Source organism: Desulfuromonas acetexigens, from assembly GCF_900111775.1.
GTDB classification, from domain to species: Bacteria; Desulfobacterota; Desulfuromonadia; order Desulfuromonadales; family Trichloromonadaceae; genus Trichloromonas; species Trichloromonas acetexigens.
Genome location: NZ_FOJJ01000037.1, coordinates 171,303 through 186,943, shown reverse-complemented (window position 1 = coordinate 186,943; position 15,641 = coordinate 171,303). Strand labels below are relative to the sequence as shown.

14 protein-coding genes are annotated in these 15,641 nt (G+C 66.2%); all 14 read right to left on the bottom strand.

All coding sequences use genetic code 11. The annotated features are described in order from the left end of the window. Position 1 precedes the first annotated feature (1 nt). Positions 2-670, bottom strand: a complete 669-nt coding sequence (locus BQ4888_RS13150) for a DUF3261 domain-containing protein (protein ID WP_092057715.1) — start codon at positions 668-670, stop codon at positions 2-4. Continuing rightward, a complete protein-coding gene (locus tag BQ4888_RS13145; protein WP_092057714.1) occupies positions 655-3,039 on the bottom strand; it encodes an MMPL family transporter in 2,385 nt (794 codons plus the stop codon). Before BQ4888_RS13145 ends, BQ4888_RS13150 begins: the two co-directional genes overlap by 16 nt. 1 nt (position 3,040) lies before the next feature. Next, complete coding sequence (locus BQ4888_RS13140; RefSeq protein WP_092057713.1) at positions 3,041-3,664, bottom strand: LolA family protein; 624 nt, start codon at positions 3,662-3,664, stop codon at positions 3,041-3,043. Next, complete coding sequence (locus tag BQ4888_RS13135; RefSeq protein ID WP_092057712.1) at positions 3,661-4,095, bottom strand: hotdog family protein; 435 nt, start codon at positions 4,093-4,095, stop codon at positions 3,661-3,663. Before BQ4888_RS13135 ends, BQ4888_RS13140 begins: the two co-directional genes overlap by 4 nt. Beyond that, positions 4,095-5,690, bottom strand: coding sequence for an HAL/PAL/TAL family ammonia-lyase (locus BQ4888_RS13130; RefSeq protein WP_092057711.1), 1,596 nt, complete (start codon positions 5,688-5,690; stop codon positions 4,095-4,097). The genes BQ4888_RS13135 and BQ4888_RS13130 overlap by 1 nt, the downstream gene beginning before the upstream one ends. 22 nt (positions 5,691-5,712) lie before the next feature. Then, the gene (locus BQ4888_RS13125) at positions 5,713-7,029 is read right to left on the bottom strand and encodes a phenylacetate--CoA ligase family protein (RefSeq protein ID WP_092057710.1); all 1,317 of its coding nucleotides are present in this window, start codon (positions 7,027-7,029) and stop codon (positions 5,713-5,715) included. Then, the gene (locus BQ4888_RS13120; protein ID WP_240746348.1) at positions 7,023-7,817 is read right to left on the bottom strand and encodes a lysophospholipid acyltransferase family protein; all 795 of its coding nucleotides are present in this window, start codon (positions 7,815-7,817) and stop codon (positions 7,023-7,025) included. Before BQ4888_RS13120 ends, BQ4888_RS13125 begins: the two co-directional genes overlap by 7 nt. A 19-nt stretch (positions 7,818-7,836) precedes the next feature. Further along, entirely contained in the window at positions 7,837-8,100 is a 264-nt protein-coding gene (locus BQ4888_RS13115) for a phosphopantetheine-binding protein (protein WP_092057709.1), read from the bottom strand. After that, a complete protein-coding gene (locus tag BQ4888_RS13110; protein ID WP_092057708.1) occupies positions 8,093-9,328 on the bottom strand; it encodes a beta-ketoacyl-[acyl-carrier-protein] synthase family protein in 1,236 nt (411 codons plus the stop codon). Before BQ4888_RS13110 ends, BQ4888_RS13115 begins: the two co-directional genes overlap by 8 nt. Beyond that, positions 9,319-10,773 carry a phytoene desaturase family protein gene (locus BQ4888_RS13105; protein ID WP_170232867.1) on the bottom strand — a complete coding sequence of 485 codons (1,455 nt, stop codon included), beginning with the start codon at positions 10,771-10,773 and terminating at the stop codon, positions 9,319-9,321. The genes BQ4888_RS13110 and BQ4888_RS13105 overlap by 10 nt, the downstream gene beginning before the upstream one ends. Then, a complete protein-coding gene (locus tag BQ4888_RS13100; RefSeq protein ID WP_092057706.1) occupies positions 10,770-11,990 on the bottom strand; it encodes a beta-ketoacyl-[acyl-carrier-protein] synthase family protein in 1,221 nt (406 codons plus the stop codon). Before BQ4888_RS13100 ends, BQ4888_RS13105 begins: the two co-directional genes overlap by 4 nt. A 256-nt stretch (positions 11,991-12,246) precedes the next feature. Continuing rightward, positions 12,247-12,975, bottom strand: a complete 729-nt coding sequence (gene fabG, locus BQ4888_RS13095; RefSeq protein ID WP_092057705.1) for a 3-oxoacyl-ACP reductase FabG — start codon at positions 12,973-12,975, stop codon at positions 12,247-12,249. A gap of 32 nt (positions 12,976-13,007) precedes the next feature. Further along, on the bottom strand, positions 13,008-14,456 hold the full coding sequence (locus BQ4888_RS13090) for a FlgO family outer membrane protein (RefSeq protein ID WP_092057704.1): 1,449 nt from the start codon (positions 14,454-14,456) through the stop codon (positions 13,008-13,010). Positions 14,457-14,496: 40 nt separating this feature from the next. Next, positions 14,497-15,615: a hypothetical protein gene (locus BQ4888_RS13085; protein ID WP_092057703.1), complete on the bottom strand. Its 1,119-nt coding sequence runs from the start codon at positions 15,613-15,615 to the stop codon at positions 14,497-14,499. Positions 15,616-15,641: the final 26 nt, after the last annotated feature.

Sequence of the window (15,641 nt, the reverse complement as noted above, 5' to 3'; positions counted from 1 at the left end):
CTCACTCTTCGACACGTTTCACACTTTCCAGCCAGAGGGTCAGGCGATAGCCCGCCCGCCGGTCTTGCAGCAGGATGCCTTCGGGGATCGGCACGCCCGCTGCCTCCCGAAACTGATAATAGCCGACCCGCCAGTCGCCGGCGGCGCCTCGGACGCGGGTTTCCAGCAACAGCGGCGGCTCGCCGCCGAACAGAAATTCCACCCGCTCCCGGCCCGGCCGGGTCAGTCGATAGTCGCGCTTGCGAATCTCCAGCCGGTCGCCGGCGTCGGGGCGCGGCGCCAGGAAGATGCGGCGCACGCTCGCCGCGACCGCCTCGGCCAGCCGCGGATCCTTGGCGAGATCGGGCAAGAGGTGATGGACCTCCACCCCGTCGACGGTGACGGTCAGATCGAAGAGCTTGAGACCCAGTCCTTCGAGGGCGACCAGCCGGACCCGGCGCCCGTCGTTGTCGAGTTCGAGAAAGCCTTCCATGGGCAGACGCAGGCCGCGCAGCTCGAAGAGCCCCGACTGGCGGATGCGCCAGCCGCCCGGAACGGCGCGCCAGTCCGCCGCCGCCAGCTCGGCTGCGGTCAGGACCCGGGTCGGTGACAGCAGTGGCTTTTCGAAGGGAATCGAGGCGCAGCCGCCGAGGAGCAGTACCAGGCAGAGGCCGACTAGCCGTCTGTGCATGTTCGTTTCCCTTCCCGCCGCAGCGCCGGAATCACCAGCAACGCCGTCGGCATGGCCGCACCGATGCCGAGGAGGACGGTGAGGCCGATGGAATGCAGGGCCGGGTGGCGGGCGAGAACCAGCGCCCCGAAACCGGCCAGGGTCGTCAGACCCGCGAGCAGCACCGCCCGGGCCGTCTCCGGTTCCATCTCCGCCGACGAACGGCAGACCATGAAAATGCCGTAGTCGACGGAGAGGCCGATGACGAGGATGGTTGCGACGATGTTGAAGAGATTGAAGGACATCCCCAGCCAGCCCATGATGCCGAACATGGCCGTCAGCCCGGTCGCCACCGGCAGCAGCGCCAACAGAACCGGCCCGGGACGGCGCAGCAGCAGCGTCACCATGAGCAGGACCGCGCCTCCGGCGAGCAGGATGAAGCGGGTGAAATCGGCGCGAATCGCTTCCCCCAGCTCGTCGCCGAAGCGGGAGGGGGAGACGAGATGCACCCCGGCGGGAATGCTTTTCGCTTCTGCGAACCAGGCCGACAGCGCCGGTGTGTCCGGCGCCAGGGTCAGCACCCGCACCCGACCCTTCTCTTCCAGCAACAAGGCATCGAGCAGTTCCCCCAACCCCTGCTCGCGCAGAGCGGCGGGGGTGATCGCCGGGGGCGGATCTTCCAACGCGGCGAAGAAGGGGGCGAAAGCCGTCTCTGCGAATCCCAGAGGGGCGCCCGCTACGAGGAGTTGTTGCCGGGTCGGTGCCGACCATTCTCGCCAGAACGTCTGCCAGGCGGCACGATTTTCCTCCTGCCGCGCCGCCGCCGGCAAGAGCGGCGCGAGGCTGACCAGCGGCATTTCGGGAAAGCTTCGGCGCAATTCCTCGAAAAGCCGGTCGTTGTGGACCAGGGCTTCTTCCAGGGTGGACCCTTCGGCGAAGAAGAGCGCCTGGGAACGCAGCTCCCCCCAGGTGGCGCGCAACTCCTCTTCGGCGGCGACAAGGTCTTTCGGCATCAGCCCAAGACTGCGTAGATTGCCGTCGATGGGGACATCGGCGATGCGCGCGCCGCAGAGAAGCATCCCGGCCAGCCACAGGCCGAGCACCAGGGGCCGTCGACGGACCGCGCCGAGACGGGGAAGCATCGGCGGCCGGGGTGCTTCGGCCGCCGTCTTGAGCAGATGGGGAAGGACGATCAGCGCCAGCAGCACCGCCAGGGCGATGCCGGTCATGGCGAAGACCGCGAGCTGGCGCTGTCCCGGCAGGCTGGAGGTCAAGAGCACGGCGAAACCGGCCAGGCTGGTCAGGGCGCCGAAGAGAACCGGCCGGGAGACCCGGCCGAGGGCCTGATCCGGCGGCAGACTTCCGGTGCGCAGAGCGAAATAGACATGCAGCCCATAGTCGACGGCGATGCCGAGCAGGACCGCGCCGAAGCCGAGGGTCACGCCGGAGACGACCGGGGTGGTCCAGGAGACCGCCACCGCCGCCAGCCCGACCACGGCGACGGGGATGAGAAAGACGAAGAGCGAACGCCGACAGCGCAGAAAAACGAGAAAAAGCCCGGCCAGGGCTAACGTTGAGGCGGAGAGGACGACGAAGAGGTCGCGTTGGATCGTTTCGGCGTTGGCCACCGTATAGGCATGGCCGCTCACCAACCGGGCGCTGACCCCTTCGGGGAGGCTGCCCGCGGCGGTCTCGACGAAGTGCTTCAGCAGCCGGGCACCTTCCCGGGAGTCGGTCATCGCCACCGGCGAATCGGCGATGATCAGGGCGTGGCGGCCGTCGGCGCTCAAAAAATGCCCGTCGCGCAGGCGGGTCTTGGCCACGGGATTGACGAAGCGCAGCTTCTCCAGCCCCAATTCCCCCAGGCTCAAGGGGTCGCGGCGCAGCTGCCCTTTGATCAGCCAGCCCTCCGGCGAAAGGAGTCGATCGTAGGCCGCCGTCAGCCGCGTTTCAATCGCCTCGGGGGCGAGGCGTTTGCCGAGGCGTGGCAGATCTTCCGCAGCGAGCAGATTGGGCAGATTGTCCGTCAGCCATCCCGGCAGCCGGTAATTCTCCAAAGCTGCCGGGCCGGTAACGACCCGACTGAAGTAGTCGGGGGAGAGCGCCCCGGCCAGGCGATCCGTCGCCGCCAGCAACACCGCCGGCTCCTGTCCTTCAGCGGCGCTCAGGCCGATCAGCACCTTGCGGGAGAAGGGGGCCTGGCGCAGACGGCGAAAGTCCTCCGCCACCTGGGAATGATCGTCGGGGAGCATCGCCTCGATGTCTTCCCGCACCTCCAGCCCGGCCAGACCCGCCAGCCCGCCGCCGATGAGGAGCAGGGTCAGGGCGAAGAGCGGGATACGGCGGGGGGCGAAAAAGCGGTAGAGGGAGGCGAAAAGCGTACTGAGCATATCAGAAGAGAGCGGGATCGAGGGGTTGGTTGAGCACCGTCGCCGAAAAGCGGATCAGGGTTCGATCCCCTCCCGGCTCGTGCACCGCGACGCTCGCCACATGCCGTCCGCCGTCGTCGAAGCGGATCAGCAGATGGTCGAGAAAGTCCCGCGCCCCCACTTGCCGGGGAACGAGGCGCAGGGAGACCGGCTGGGTCTCGACCAGGGCGATTTCGTATTGGCTGCGCAGCCAGTCGAGATCGACCCGCGCCCAGGCCAGCAGTTGCTCGGCGATCAGCTTCATCCCCGGCTCGCGGCCGAGGTCGAAGGGGACCGGCGCCCCCGCCCGCTGATGCCAGCGCTTGCCGCCGGAACCATTGAGCAGAAAGCCCGAAGCGACCGGCGCCGTCGTCTCCCAGCGCAGCTTATCCGGCTTGGCGAAATAGAAGCGCCCCTGGGAAACGAGGGTTTCGCGAAAGATCTCCAGATGCTTTTCCTGGGTGAAGTCGCTGGCGAGGGTTTCGATCCCCGCCGCCGAAACCTTCAGTCCGGCCAGCACCCGTTCGAGCTCCGCATCCTCTTCGGCCCAGGCCGCAAGGGGGAGAGAAACGAAAAGCAGCAGCCACAGCGGCAGCAGATATTTCATGGACCTTCCTTGGGTATCCAGAGTTTCAGGGAGCCGTGGGCGATGCGTTCGGCGCCGCGCCAAACCTCCCCCTCGGCCACGGTGAAATCCTCCACGTCCGCCACCGCCCGCACGGTGACGCGCAGCCGGTCGCCCAGACGCGCCGACCCCGCGCAGACGAACTCGCGAAAACCGACGAGAAAGCCCTTGCGAATCGGTTCCCCGTCCCGCCGGGCGCCGTAGCCCTTGACCAGGGCGTAGGCCTGGGCCAGCATTTCGGCCAGGGCCACCTCGTCGAGGCACCCCTGGCCGTCGAGCAGGGGATTGCCCGCCGCCACCTCGGCCTCGACCACGCCGGAGTCGCCGCCATATTCCACAAGCCGGTCGACCAGGCGCATCGGCAAACGGTGCGGCATCAGGGCTTCCGCCGCCAGGGGCAGGGAGATGTCCATCAGTCCTCCTCCCGCCAATAGACCGCCAGGTCATCGAAGAGCTGGCTGGAGAAGAGCAGCTTGCGGAATTTCACCAGATCCTCGTGAAAGATCCGGCTGTTATCGTAAGGGGTGAAGTGCTCGGCGAGGAGCTGGTGGATGCGCCCGGTCCCCCGTCCCAGGCGGTCGGCGTTGCGGAAAGAGAGGGCCTGCAACTGGGCCAGCACTTCCAGGGTCACCACATGCTTGGCGTTGCTGATGGAGCGGAAGGCCTTACGCGCCGCCACTGTCCCCATGCTCACCACGTCCTGATTGGAGGCGTTGCAGGAGATGCTGTGGGTGCTCACCGGCGCCGCCAGTTGGCGGTTCTCGGCGGTGGTCGAGGTGGCCAGGTACTGGGCGCCCATGAAGCCCATGGTCAGGCCGAGGGTGCCGGGGATGAGGAATTCGGGCAGGCCCTCGTTGAGGTTCTTGTCGAGCAGTTTGTTGAGGCGTCGCTCCGAGAGGTTGCAGAGGGTGGAAACGGCCACACAGAGCATATCCATGACAAAGCCGATGCTCTGGCCGTGGAAGTTGCCGCCGTGGATGACCTTCTTCTGTTCGGGGATGATGATCGGGTTGTCGTTGGAGGAATTGGCCTCGGTCTCCACCGTGCGCGTCGCCAGCTCGACGGCCTCGGCCACCGGCGCCAGCACTTGCGGGGTGCAGCGGATCGAGTAGACATCCTGCACGTTGATGCTCGTCTCGAAGACCAGCCCCTCGGTCTGCTCACGGCGGATACGCTCGTGCATATCCTGACGCAGGGTGATGTTGCCCGAGCCCTGATAGAGGTTGCGAATCGTCTCCGCCGTTGCCAACTGGCCCGGATGGGGCTTGACCCGGTGCAGGTCGACATCGAAGGCGTCGTCGATGCCGCCGAAGATCTCCAGGGCAAAGGCCCCGGTGACGCAGGCGAGGTTGAGCAGTTTGCGGGCACCAAAGAGGGAGAAAGCGGCCAGGGCGGTCATGGCGCTGGTCCCGTTCATCAGCGCGATTCCCTCCTTGAAGGAGAGGCGCATGGGACTCAGGCCGAGCTCGGTATAAAGTTCCGCCGCATCCCGCAACTCCCCCTGATAGAAGACCCGCCCCTCGCCGATGATCGCCAGGGCGAGATGGGCCAGGTGGATCAGATCGCCGGAGGCGCCGACGCTGCCGCACTCGGGGACATAGGGAGCGACGCGGCGGTTGATTAGCTCGACCATGAAATCGAGGAGTTCCAGCCGCACTCCGCTGTAGCCCTTGGCCAGGGTGTTGAGCCGTACCGCCAGCATGGCGATGGCGATGTAGTCCTTGATCGGCTCGCCGAGGCCGGCGGCATGGCTGCGGATCAGGTTGACCTGCAACGCCTCGATTTCGTTGTCGCTGATGATCTTGTTGCACATCGGGCCGAAGGAGGTGTTGACCCCGTAGATCACCCGTTTCGCCGCCACTTCCCCTTCGAGAAAGGCGCGGCTGGCGGCACAGCGCTCGCGAGCGGCGCCGGCGATAGCCACCTGCTTGTCGCCAATGCCGATGGCGATGATGTCGTCGATGGTGAGATCGTTACCGGTGAGAATGACGGTGGAACGCTGGGACATGAGTTTCTCTCTTTCCACTAACTTATTGCTTGATCCGGTAATCAAAAAAGGTCACCGGCTTGCGCTTGTCTTCGCGCAGGGTGCGGCGGGTGACTTCTTCCGGGGTGACGACGACGACTTCCGGCTTGACCCGGATGCGGGCGGCGATGCGCTCGGCGATCTCCTCGGCGTCGAGGGCGGCAGAATCCAGCCCGACGACCACGCGGATGCGGTCGGAGAGCTCGAAGTCGTCGAAGACCTCGATATAGTGGCCGCGCACTTCCGGCAGTTCCTGCAACACCCCCTGGATCGCCGGGGGATAGACGGTGGCGCCGCGCACCTTGAGCATCTGCGCCTTGCGCCCGAGAACCGGGCCGAGGCGCCAGGAATGGCGGCCGCAGGGGCAGGGTTCGTTATGGACCGTGGCGATGTCGCCGGTCTTGAAGCGCAACAGCGGCATCCCGGTCACCTGCAGAGGGGTCGCCACCACTTCGCCGGGACTTCCCGGCGGCAAGGGACGCCCGGCCTCGTCGACGATCTCGACGATCATCAGTTCGGGATGAACGTGTCCGCCCCGTCCCGCTTCGCAATCGGCGAAGGAGGTCGCCATTTCGGTGCTGGCATAGGTGCCGAAGACCTCCGCCCCCCAGGACTCGCGCAGCCGCCGGCCGAGGGGCGAGAGGGAGAGATCGGCGGCGCGCACCGGCTCGCCGATGCAGATCAGCCGCCGCGCGCCGAGTTCGCGGGGATCGACGCCGCGCGCCCGCAACCGGTCGGCGAGGACCAAGAGCAGGGTCGGTACCCCGACCAGGGCGGTGGGGCGATAGCGGATGGCCAGCTCTTCGAGCATGGCGACACTGCTCGATCCCCCGCGGATGACGGTGGCGCCGATCTGCGCCAGCCCGAAAAAGTAGGCGAGCCCGGCCATGAAGCAGCGGTCGATGGCGGCGGCGATCAGTACCCGATCCGTAGGTCCGATCCCCGCTGGGCGAAAGGAGATCTCTTCGTTGTAGGTCAGTCGGGCCAGGTCGGCGCGGGTCTGATGCATGGCGACCGGCCGGCCGGTCGTTCCCGAAGTCAGGCAGAGATCGACAATCGCCTCCGGCGGCACGCAGAGGAACGCCTCGTTGTGGTCGGCGAGGTCGGTCTTGTCGGTGAAGGGGAGGCGGTGCAGATCATCCAGCCCGGCGACGGCGGCGGGGTCGACCCCGGCCTCGGTGAACCGGCGCCGGTAAAAGGGGGAATGTTCGGCGAGATAGGCCAGATGGCGGCGCAGCAGTTTTTCCTGAATCCCGCGAATCTCCGCCTGGGCGCGAAATTCGATTCCGGCGTCGCCAACGAAGGCGTTTCCGTTCAGCATCGCCGCTCCTCCATCCCTTCCAGGTGGCGGCGCATCCGCTCCTTGGTCGCTTTGCGCATCGCCACGTGCCCGTTCTCGCCGGGAAAATCCGCCGGGTCGACGGGGTCGAGGGCCTGCAGCCGCACCCGCGCCGGACGCAGCCAGAAGCGCCCCGGCGGCAGCAGGGTGTCGGTGCCGGTCAGGCACAGGGGAATGACCTTCGTCCCGGTTTCCGTGGCCAGGCGAAAGGCGCCAGAGTAGAAGCGCTGCAAGCGCCCGTCGCGGCTGCGGTGCCCTTCGGGAAAGAAGAGCTGCAAGGCCGGCTGCGTCAGCACCCGCTGCCCGGCGGCCAGGGCCTCGCGCCAGTTCATGCTTTCCACGTCGAGATAGCCGGCGCGGCGCATGATGAAGCCGTAGAAGATCATCCGGAAGGGCCAGGAGCGCACCGCGAAATTGACGTCGAAGCAGGGGAGCAGCGCCATGCAGTAGGTGTCGAAGAAGGAGAGGTGGTTGACCACCAGAATCGCCGGCGCCCGGAGTTTCTCCGGGTCGAGCCCGGCGCTTTCGAAACGGGTGAAGGGGCGCATGATCAGCAGCCAGCCCTGGCCGTAAACCCAGACGATATAGCGCATGCCCCGCTGGGTCGACCAGCCGGTGACAAGCCGGGTCAAAGGCAGGGTCAGGGGCAGGGTGGCCAGCCCGAGCAGGGTCCAGAGGACCAGCAGCGGGTAGACCGTCAGATTCATGAGCAGCGCCGCCAGCCAGGCCGATACGCCGCCGCGCTGGGCGCAAGGCCCGAGAGTCGCCACCTCCGTTACCTCCATCGGCTCAAGCCGCCCCATCCTGCCGGCGGTACTTGTCGATGACGAAGTTGTGGATATCCCCCAGGGTGCGGATTTCGCGAATGGCCGCCTCCTCGCGGATCTTGAACTTGAAGGCTGCTTCCAGCACGATCACCATATCGACGGTATCGAGGCTGTCGAGGCCGAGATCCTCATAGATGGTCGCTTCCGGAACCATATCCGCGAGATCGAGCTCGAACTCCTCGGCCAGCGAGGTGTCGATCCGCTCGATGATTTCCTGATCAGTCATGCCGATATCTCCTTAGGACGATGGATGAATTGACGCCCCCGAGGGCGAAGTTGTTTTTCAGGATGGTGTTTACCGGCGCCGCTTCGAGTCCGCGCACATGGCGGATCGGCGCGCATTCGGGATCGACCCGGTCGAGATTGCGGGTGGGGATAAGGCGGCCGTCGCCGAGCATGGCGACGCAGGCCGCCAACTCCAGCGAGCCGCTGGCCGCCATGGCGTGGCCGATGTGCCCTTTGAGGCTGCTCACCGGCACCCGGTCGCCGAAGAGGCGGTAGATGCTTTCGGCCTCGGCGCGATCCCCCAGGTCGGTGCCGGTGGCGTGAGCGTTGACGTAATCGATGTCGGCGGCGGTCACCCCGGCGTCGGCCAGGGCCGCCGTCATGCACCGGGCGATGGCCTCGGCGTCGGGGTTGGCGATGTTGCTCGGCGCCGACAGGGTGGCGAAGCCGGTCACTTCGGCGAGGATTTCGGCGCCGCGCGCCAGCGCCGAATCGAGTGATTCGAGAAGGAGGATGCCGCAGCCCTCGGCGCAGACGACGCCGTCCCGGCCCCGGTCGAAGGGGCGCGGGGTCCGTTCGGGATCGTCGTTGTAGCGCGCGGAGCCGGCGTTCATCACATCGAAGGTCGCCGCCGTCAGGGGATGAAATTCGTCGGCGCCGCCGCACAGAAGCCAGTCCTGCTTGCCCAGGGCGATCGTCTCGGCGCCGTAGCCGATCGCCTGGCAACCGGTGGAACAGGCCGCCGCCGGGGCGAGGATGCGTCCGGCGATGCCGAGGGCCTGGGCGACGTTGGCGGCGCAGGAGTGATTCATGATCTGGAAGAAGAGGCCGGATTTCATCCGCTCCAGGCTGCGGTCGACGAAGAAGTCGGCGAAGAAGCTTTCCGAGGCGGCGATGCTGCCGACCGTCGAACCGAGCACGATCCCCAGCCGCCCGCCTCGACATTCCTCCTCGCCCAGACCGGCCCGCGCCAGGGCCTCCCGGCAGGCGAGGTAGGCGAAGACCGACATCGAAGTCATGGAGCGGCGGAACTTGCGGGGAATAATCTTGGCGTCGAGTTCCGGAACGAGAGCCGCGACCCGTGCCCGCAGCCCCTGGATGGCGGCCAGTTCCGGCACCGGTCGTACCGCGCCGCGCCCGGCACGCAGGCTGTCGGTGAAGAGTTCCATCCCCGCGCCATAGGGGGATACCGCTCCCAGACCCGTTACCACCACGCGTTTCAGCGACATGCTTTCACCCTTTCCCGCAATCGTTCATGGCCGATGACCTCGCCGCAGGTGAGAAAACCCGAAAGCACCGCGCCCAACACCCCGGGGGCGGCCACTCCCTGTCCGGCCAGGAGCAGATTGGCGACCCGTGTCCGCGGCTGGGGATTGTACTGGCCGAGGCGATGCCTGACCCCATAAAGTCCGCCTTTGGGGGTATGCAGATAGTCGCGCATGGTCAGCGCCGTGGCTGTTGCCATCACTTCGATCCCACCCAGTTCCGGGCAGCCTTCCTCGATCCGTCGGACCAGCTGCGCGGCCTGCTCGGCCTTGTAGGCCTCGTACCCGGCCGGTCGGCGACCGGCGACGGAATCCTTCCAGCGCTCGACGGCGCCGGACGGTACCGGGGCGATGGCGATCAGCCCGGAACCGCTTCCCGGTCCGTTATCCGCCGCCGTCAGATAGATGCTGTCCTCCAGTCCCTTTTTCAGCGGCCCGAGGAGAAAGATATTGCGCCCCCGCAGCAGGTCGTTCGGTTTGCGGCAGACCCCATAGAGGGTGAAGGCCGGCAGGGAATCCTCCAGGGCAAGCAGGCGGCGGCGGTAGATCGGCCGAAAGACCCCTTCCGGCAACAGGGCCGGCAACAGGGTCGGGTGAAGGGTCGCCACGCAGCCCCGGGTTTCCACTACCGTTTCGTCCTCCAACCGCGCTCCACGCAGCGTCCCGGCCGGAGTGAAGAGCAATTCTCGAACGCCCCGCCCGAGGAAAATATCGACCCCCAGTTCGGCCAGCCGGGCCGTGAAGGCCTCGGCCAGGGCCAACCCGCCACCGACCAGGCCATGCACCGACTGGTAGTAGGGACCGACCACCGACGCATGCAGGCGAAAAGGGGCCTCTTCGGGGGGAACGCCGTAGAGCAGGGTATGCACGGCGAGGAGGCGCCGGAGCCGGGGCAGGTCCGTCCAGCGCGACAGCATCTTCCGCAGACTGGTGCCGTCGAGGCCGAAGAGGGCGCCGCTTCCTGCCAACGGCGCGTCCAAGTCGAGGTAGGGATGGACGGCGCAGGCCCGCCGCACCTCGGCAAGATAGCCTGAAACAGCTTTTTCCTGGCCGGGAAACTCCCGGCATAGCCGCTCTTCCAGCCGCTCTTCCCCGACCGGAAAGGCAAACTCGGCCTGCCCGGGCTCGCGCACCCGATCGAAGCCCGTCAAATCGAAGGGGGTGGTCCGCAGCCGTTCGGACACCCCCAGGTGGCGAAAAAAAAGGTCGAGAATCTCCCCTTGTCCCAGCCCGCCCGAATAGTGAAAACCGGTGTCGAAATGAAAATTCCCCCGGCGGAAGCCGCGCAGCAGGGGAGCGAGGCGGGGACTCTTTTCGACCAGGGCGACCCGCCGGCCTTCCTGGGCGAGCAGAACGGCGGCGGTCAGGCCGGACGCGCCGCCGCCGATGACCAGCCAGTCGTAGCTCACCGGGGAAAACGCAGGACCAGGGAGGCGTTGGTGCCGCCGAACCCGGCGGAGTTGCACAGGGCCGTCGTCGGCGGGCGGTTGATGGTTTCGGTGACGATCCGCAAGCGCGCCGACCATTCGTCCGGCTCGCCGAAGTTGAGGTTGCGGGCGATGAAGCCCTGGCGGGCCATGATCGTCGTATAGACCACCTGGGCGGCGCCGGACATCCACAGTTCGTGGCCGGTCATCGCCTTGAGGGAAGAGACTAAAGGGGTTTTGTCGCCGAAGACCGCCAGGATGTTCTGTGTCTCCGCCGTGTCGCCGGCCGGGGTCGAGGTGGCGTGGGCGCAGAGGTAATCGATCTCGGCCGGAGTCATGGCGGCATTATCGAGGGCCATGGCCATGGCCCGGCGCAGGCCGTCCCGACTCGGCACCGAGATGTGTTCGCCGTCCGAGGAAAAACCGTAGCCCGCCACCTCGCCGAGAATTTCCGCTCCCCGGGCGGCGGCCAGATCGTAGCGTTCGAGGACCAGCGCCGCCGCGCCGCCGCTCGGCACCAGCCCGTCGCGGCGGGCGTCGAAGGGGCGGCTGGCCGCTGCGGGCGCGTCGACGCGGGTGGAGAAGGCGCCGAGGCCGTCGAAGCTGCACATCGATTCCCAGTTGATCTCCTGGGCGCCGCCGCAGATGACCCGGTCCTGACGGCCGAAGGCGATCAGGTCGGCGGCCTGGCCGACGGCGTGGCCGCCGCTGGAGCAGGCCGAACTGAGGGTCCAGCAGGCCCCCCGGGTGCGGAGCAGGGTATTGAGATTCATGGTCACGGTGGAGTTCATCGAACGGAAGACCTGACCGCTGCCGATGAGCATCGTCTCCCCCCGCTCGCGCAAGAGTTCCACCTGCTCGATGGCGGCGATGCAGGTCGAATCGCAGCCGAAGATCAGGCCGGTGCGGTCGTTGGCAATATCGTCCCCGCCGAGACCGGCCATGGCCAGGGCGTCGCGGGCGGCGGCATAGGCCTGCACGGCGAAGTCGGGCATGGTCTTGCGCTGCTTCTTGCTCAGCACCCGGGCGGGGTCGAAATCGCGGATGACCCCGGTCAGGGGGCTGCGGAAACCCCGGCGCCGGCGCTCCTCGTCGACGACGATCCCCGAGCGCCCGGCGCGCAGGGCCGCGCCGACCGTTTCCGGGTCGCAGCCGAGACAAGAGACGATGCCGATGCCGGTGATGGCGACTTTATGCATAACATCCTTTTAGTAAAAACAAACGAGAAGACCTCCCCCTTTGGCAAAGAGTGAATGAGGGGGATTTTCCGTAACGTCTTAAATCCCCCCCGCCCCCCTTTTTCTAAGGGGGGGAACCCGGTCGTCCCAAGGCTGAGCAAAAATGCCCAGATGCAAGGCGCCCGAAATTCGAGGAGCGAGGCGTACCGAAAGATACGTCGCAGCGACGAGGATGAGGGCAACGCCGCAGATGGGCGTTTTTCATCAGCCTTACCCTTTACATGTGGGCGCCGCCGTTGACCGCAAACACCTGGCCGGTAATATAGGTCGCCTTGTCCGAGGCGAGAAAGGCGACGAGGCCCGCCACTTCCTCGACGGTGCCGAGGCGACCCAGGGGGATCATTGGCAGAATCCGTTCCTTCGGCAGATCCTTGAGCATTTCCGTGTCGATGAAGCCCGGGGAGACGGCGTTGACCAGGACGTTGCGTTTGGCCACTTCCGCCGCCAGGGAACGGGTAGCGCCGATCAACCCGGCCTTGGCCGCCGAGTAGTTGACCTGCCCCGGGATGCCGCTCTCCCCCGAGGTGGAGACGATGTTGATGATCCGTCCCCGGCGCGCCTTGACCATGGCGTTGACCACCGGTTTGGTGACGTTGTAGAAGCCGTCGAGATGCACCGCCAGCACGTCGCGCCACTCCTCTTTCGTCATCCACAAGAGCAGGGCGTCGCGGGCGAAACCGGCATTGTTGACCAGCACGAAGGGAGCCGCCTCGTCGAGGAGCGGTTCCAGCGCCGCCTTGACCGCCTCGCCGTCGGCCACATCGAAGGGCAGGCGCTTACAGGCGACGCCGAGCGCCTCGATCTCCGCCGCGACCTGCGCGGCCACCTGCTGATCTCGGCCGTAGTTAAGCCAGATGTCGAAACCCTCCCGGGCCAACTCCAGGGCGATGGCTGCCCCGATCCCCTTGCTGGCCCCAGTCACCAGGGCGATTCCACGTGTACTCATGACATGCCTATCCTTGGCGGGTAATGTCCGTTTTATCGCAACTGCCCCAGGCTCTGTTCGGCATACTTCTGCAGTTTGCGGTGCGGCGCCTTCTGCGCCACGGTTCGCAGCGTACTCCGGTACTTGCCGTTGCCCGAAGCGCCCAGGGCCTTGCACAGCCAGGCCATGGCGTCGACGGCGCCGCGGTCGTCGCCGCTGGCCTGGTAGCCCTTAAGCAATTCCTGTTCCACCACATCGAGAACGGCCGTATCTTTGACCCCTTCCCGCACAATCAGCTTGCCGGCGTCGGTTTTGCTCCGCAGGTTGCCGGAACGGAGCATCTTGATGTAGCGGCTCTCGCCCTTGGCCGCCGACGCTTTGGCGGCAACGGTCGGCGGCTGGGCGGTAGCCCTGGCCTGGGGTGTCTGCGACTTCGGGACCAGGGCCGTCGGCGGCGGCGACACCTCGACCGGGGCGGGACGGAGGCTGACCGCGACCCGCCGGTCCTCTCCCGCCGCCAGCTTCAGCCACTGGCGGTCGGTGCGATAGCCGGGGGCGGAAACCTCGATGTGATAAGAGCCACCGGCCAGTTCCATCCCCTCACGATAGACCGGGCCGATGTTGAGAATCCGGATCTTCGCCCCGCTCGGTTCGCTGCTCACGTAGAGCCGACCCTTGGGCAAATCCTCGGCCGGTTTTACCGAAGCGGCGGCCGCGGTGGCGGGCTGACGGCGTCCGCCGTTGCCGCCGATAACCGCGCTGCTGACCAGTTGTCCGTACTTGATGGCATCGTCCGCCTCTTCGTCGAGCACCTCCCCCTCGGAGATCTTGCCGAGAACGGTCTGAATCCGTACCCGGCCGGTGTGAATGCGCTCGACGTCGAGCACTTCGCCGGTCTTGGGGTGCTTGATGACTTCCCCCTCGCGGTAGACGACGAACTCCATCCCCGGCTTGACCCCGGAACGGCTGCCGAGATCGAGGGTCACCTTCTTGCCATCGCGGTCGACCACGTAGCCTTCCAGGGGGAAGTTGCGGATGATCTTGGCCGACATCTCGACGATCAGATCCTGCAGGCGCGAGGCCGTCGAACTTTTGACACTTTCGGCGGCGATGATCGAGGCGTTTTCCACGTCGATGATGCGGGCGTTGACCTCCAGCATCTCCCGTACTTTCATTACCGAGCCGGAGATGATGACCTTGACCCCGAGCAGCTTGCCGATCTGGGTGGCGCTGCTCTCGTCGACCACTCCGGTCATGACCAACTGCTGCTCACTGAGAATCTTCTGCAGCAACCGCCGCTCGATGACATCGAACCGCCCTTCCTTGACCATGGCGGTGATGAACCACTCGGCGACGATGCTCCCCATGTCCTGGTTTTCCTGCTCCTCCCCCTGCATCTGGAAGTCGAGGACGGCGATCTTGGTCTTGGTGAATTCCGCCGAGGCGGAGACCGGCATCAGGCCGAAGGCGAGAAGCAAAAAGATTCCGGCAAGTATTCTCATCGGCAGACCCTTCCGGACTGGGGTTAAAGAGGCGTTGTGCTTACTTCAGCGTCATGACGATGCCGCTGCCGGCGACCGAGGTGACGGCCAGGGTTTTGCCGGTCACGTTCTGCCCGTCCACCGCGTCGCAGAAGGCGTCGGCCTGGCCGCGATAGAGGACGGAGAGCTTCAGTTCGCCGTTGCCGAAGCCGCGCTTGGTCACCGAGTTGACCCCGGTCACCCCTTCGAAGAAGGCGGCGATCCCCTTCTGCGCCTGGTAGTCGGCGACGTTGCGCACGGTGACTTCGAGATTGACGCCGTTGTTCACCGTATCCTGGAAGGAGGCGACGATGGCCTCGAAGAGTTCGTCGTCCATGAGTTTCTGCGCCGCCTTGCCGGCCGCCTGGGATTGGGCGACGTCGGCCGAGATGTGCGGGCTGGCGCCGCTCGACGCCTTGCTGGCGACGATGCGGCCGTTGGAGCAGTTCACCACCTTGGCGGTGAGGCTGGCCTGGCCGGAGACCATGCCGCTGCTCTGCAGCAGGGGATTGGCGACCTGCGACTTGCTGACGGTGCCGACGAGCACGTATTCGGCGCCGTTATCCGCGCCGATCTTCGCCGCCGCCACCGGATCGCCCTGGGTGGCCCGCTGGATGAGATCGTCCCCCTTGTTCATCAGGGCGGCGGTCTGCGCCGGATCGACCAGATCGAAACCCTTGCCGCGCAGGTAGTCGACCACGGCGTTTTCCGCGTAGTTCCCGCCATCTTCTTTGATCAGCACCATCATCCGCGGCTTGTCCATCGATTCAAGGAGGATCTTGAGGGCGGCCAGGTCGGCGCGAATGCTGTCGAGGGAGACGACGGCGCGGATCTGCACCTGCCAGGTGCCGTCGGGCAGGTGCTGCTCCAGCAGGACGTCGTAGCGGCGCACCGACCCGGCGGTCTGGGTGATGACCACATCCTTCTGCAGCATGAAGTTCTTGACCTCGGTCTGCGACACCAGCATGGTGCCGATCCCTTTTTCGATGGCCTCGCGTTTGGCCAGCAGCAGCGCTTCTTCCCGGGTGTTGCCGATCCCCTCGCTATCGACGGTAAAATCGCCGCTGGGACCTTCGGCAGCGACGAAACTGGGAATCAGCAGCAGACAGACGGCGAACAGGCGCAAAAACAGTCTTTTCATCAGACCCTCCCGAAGGCAGGAAAAAC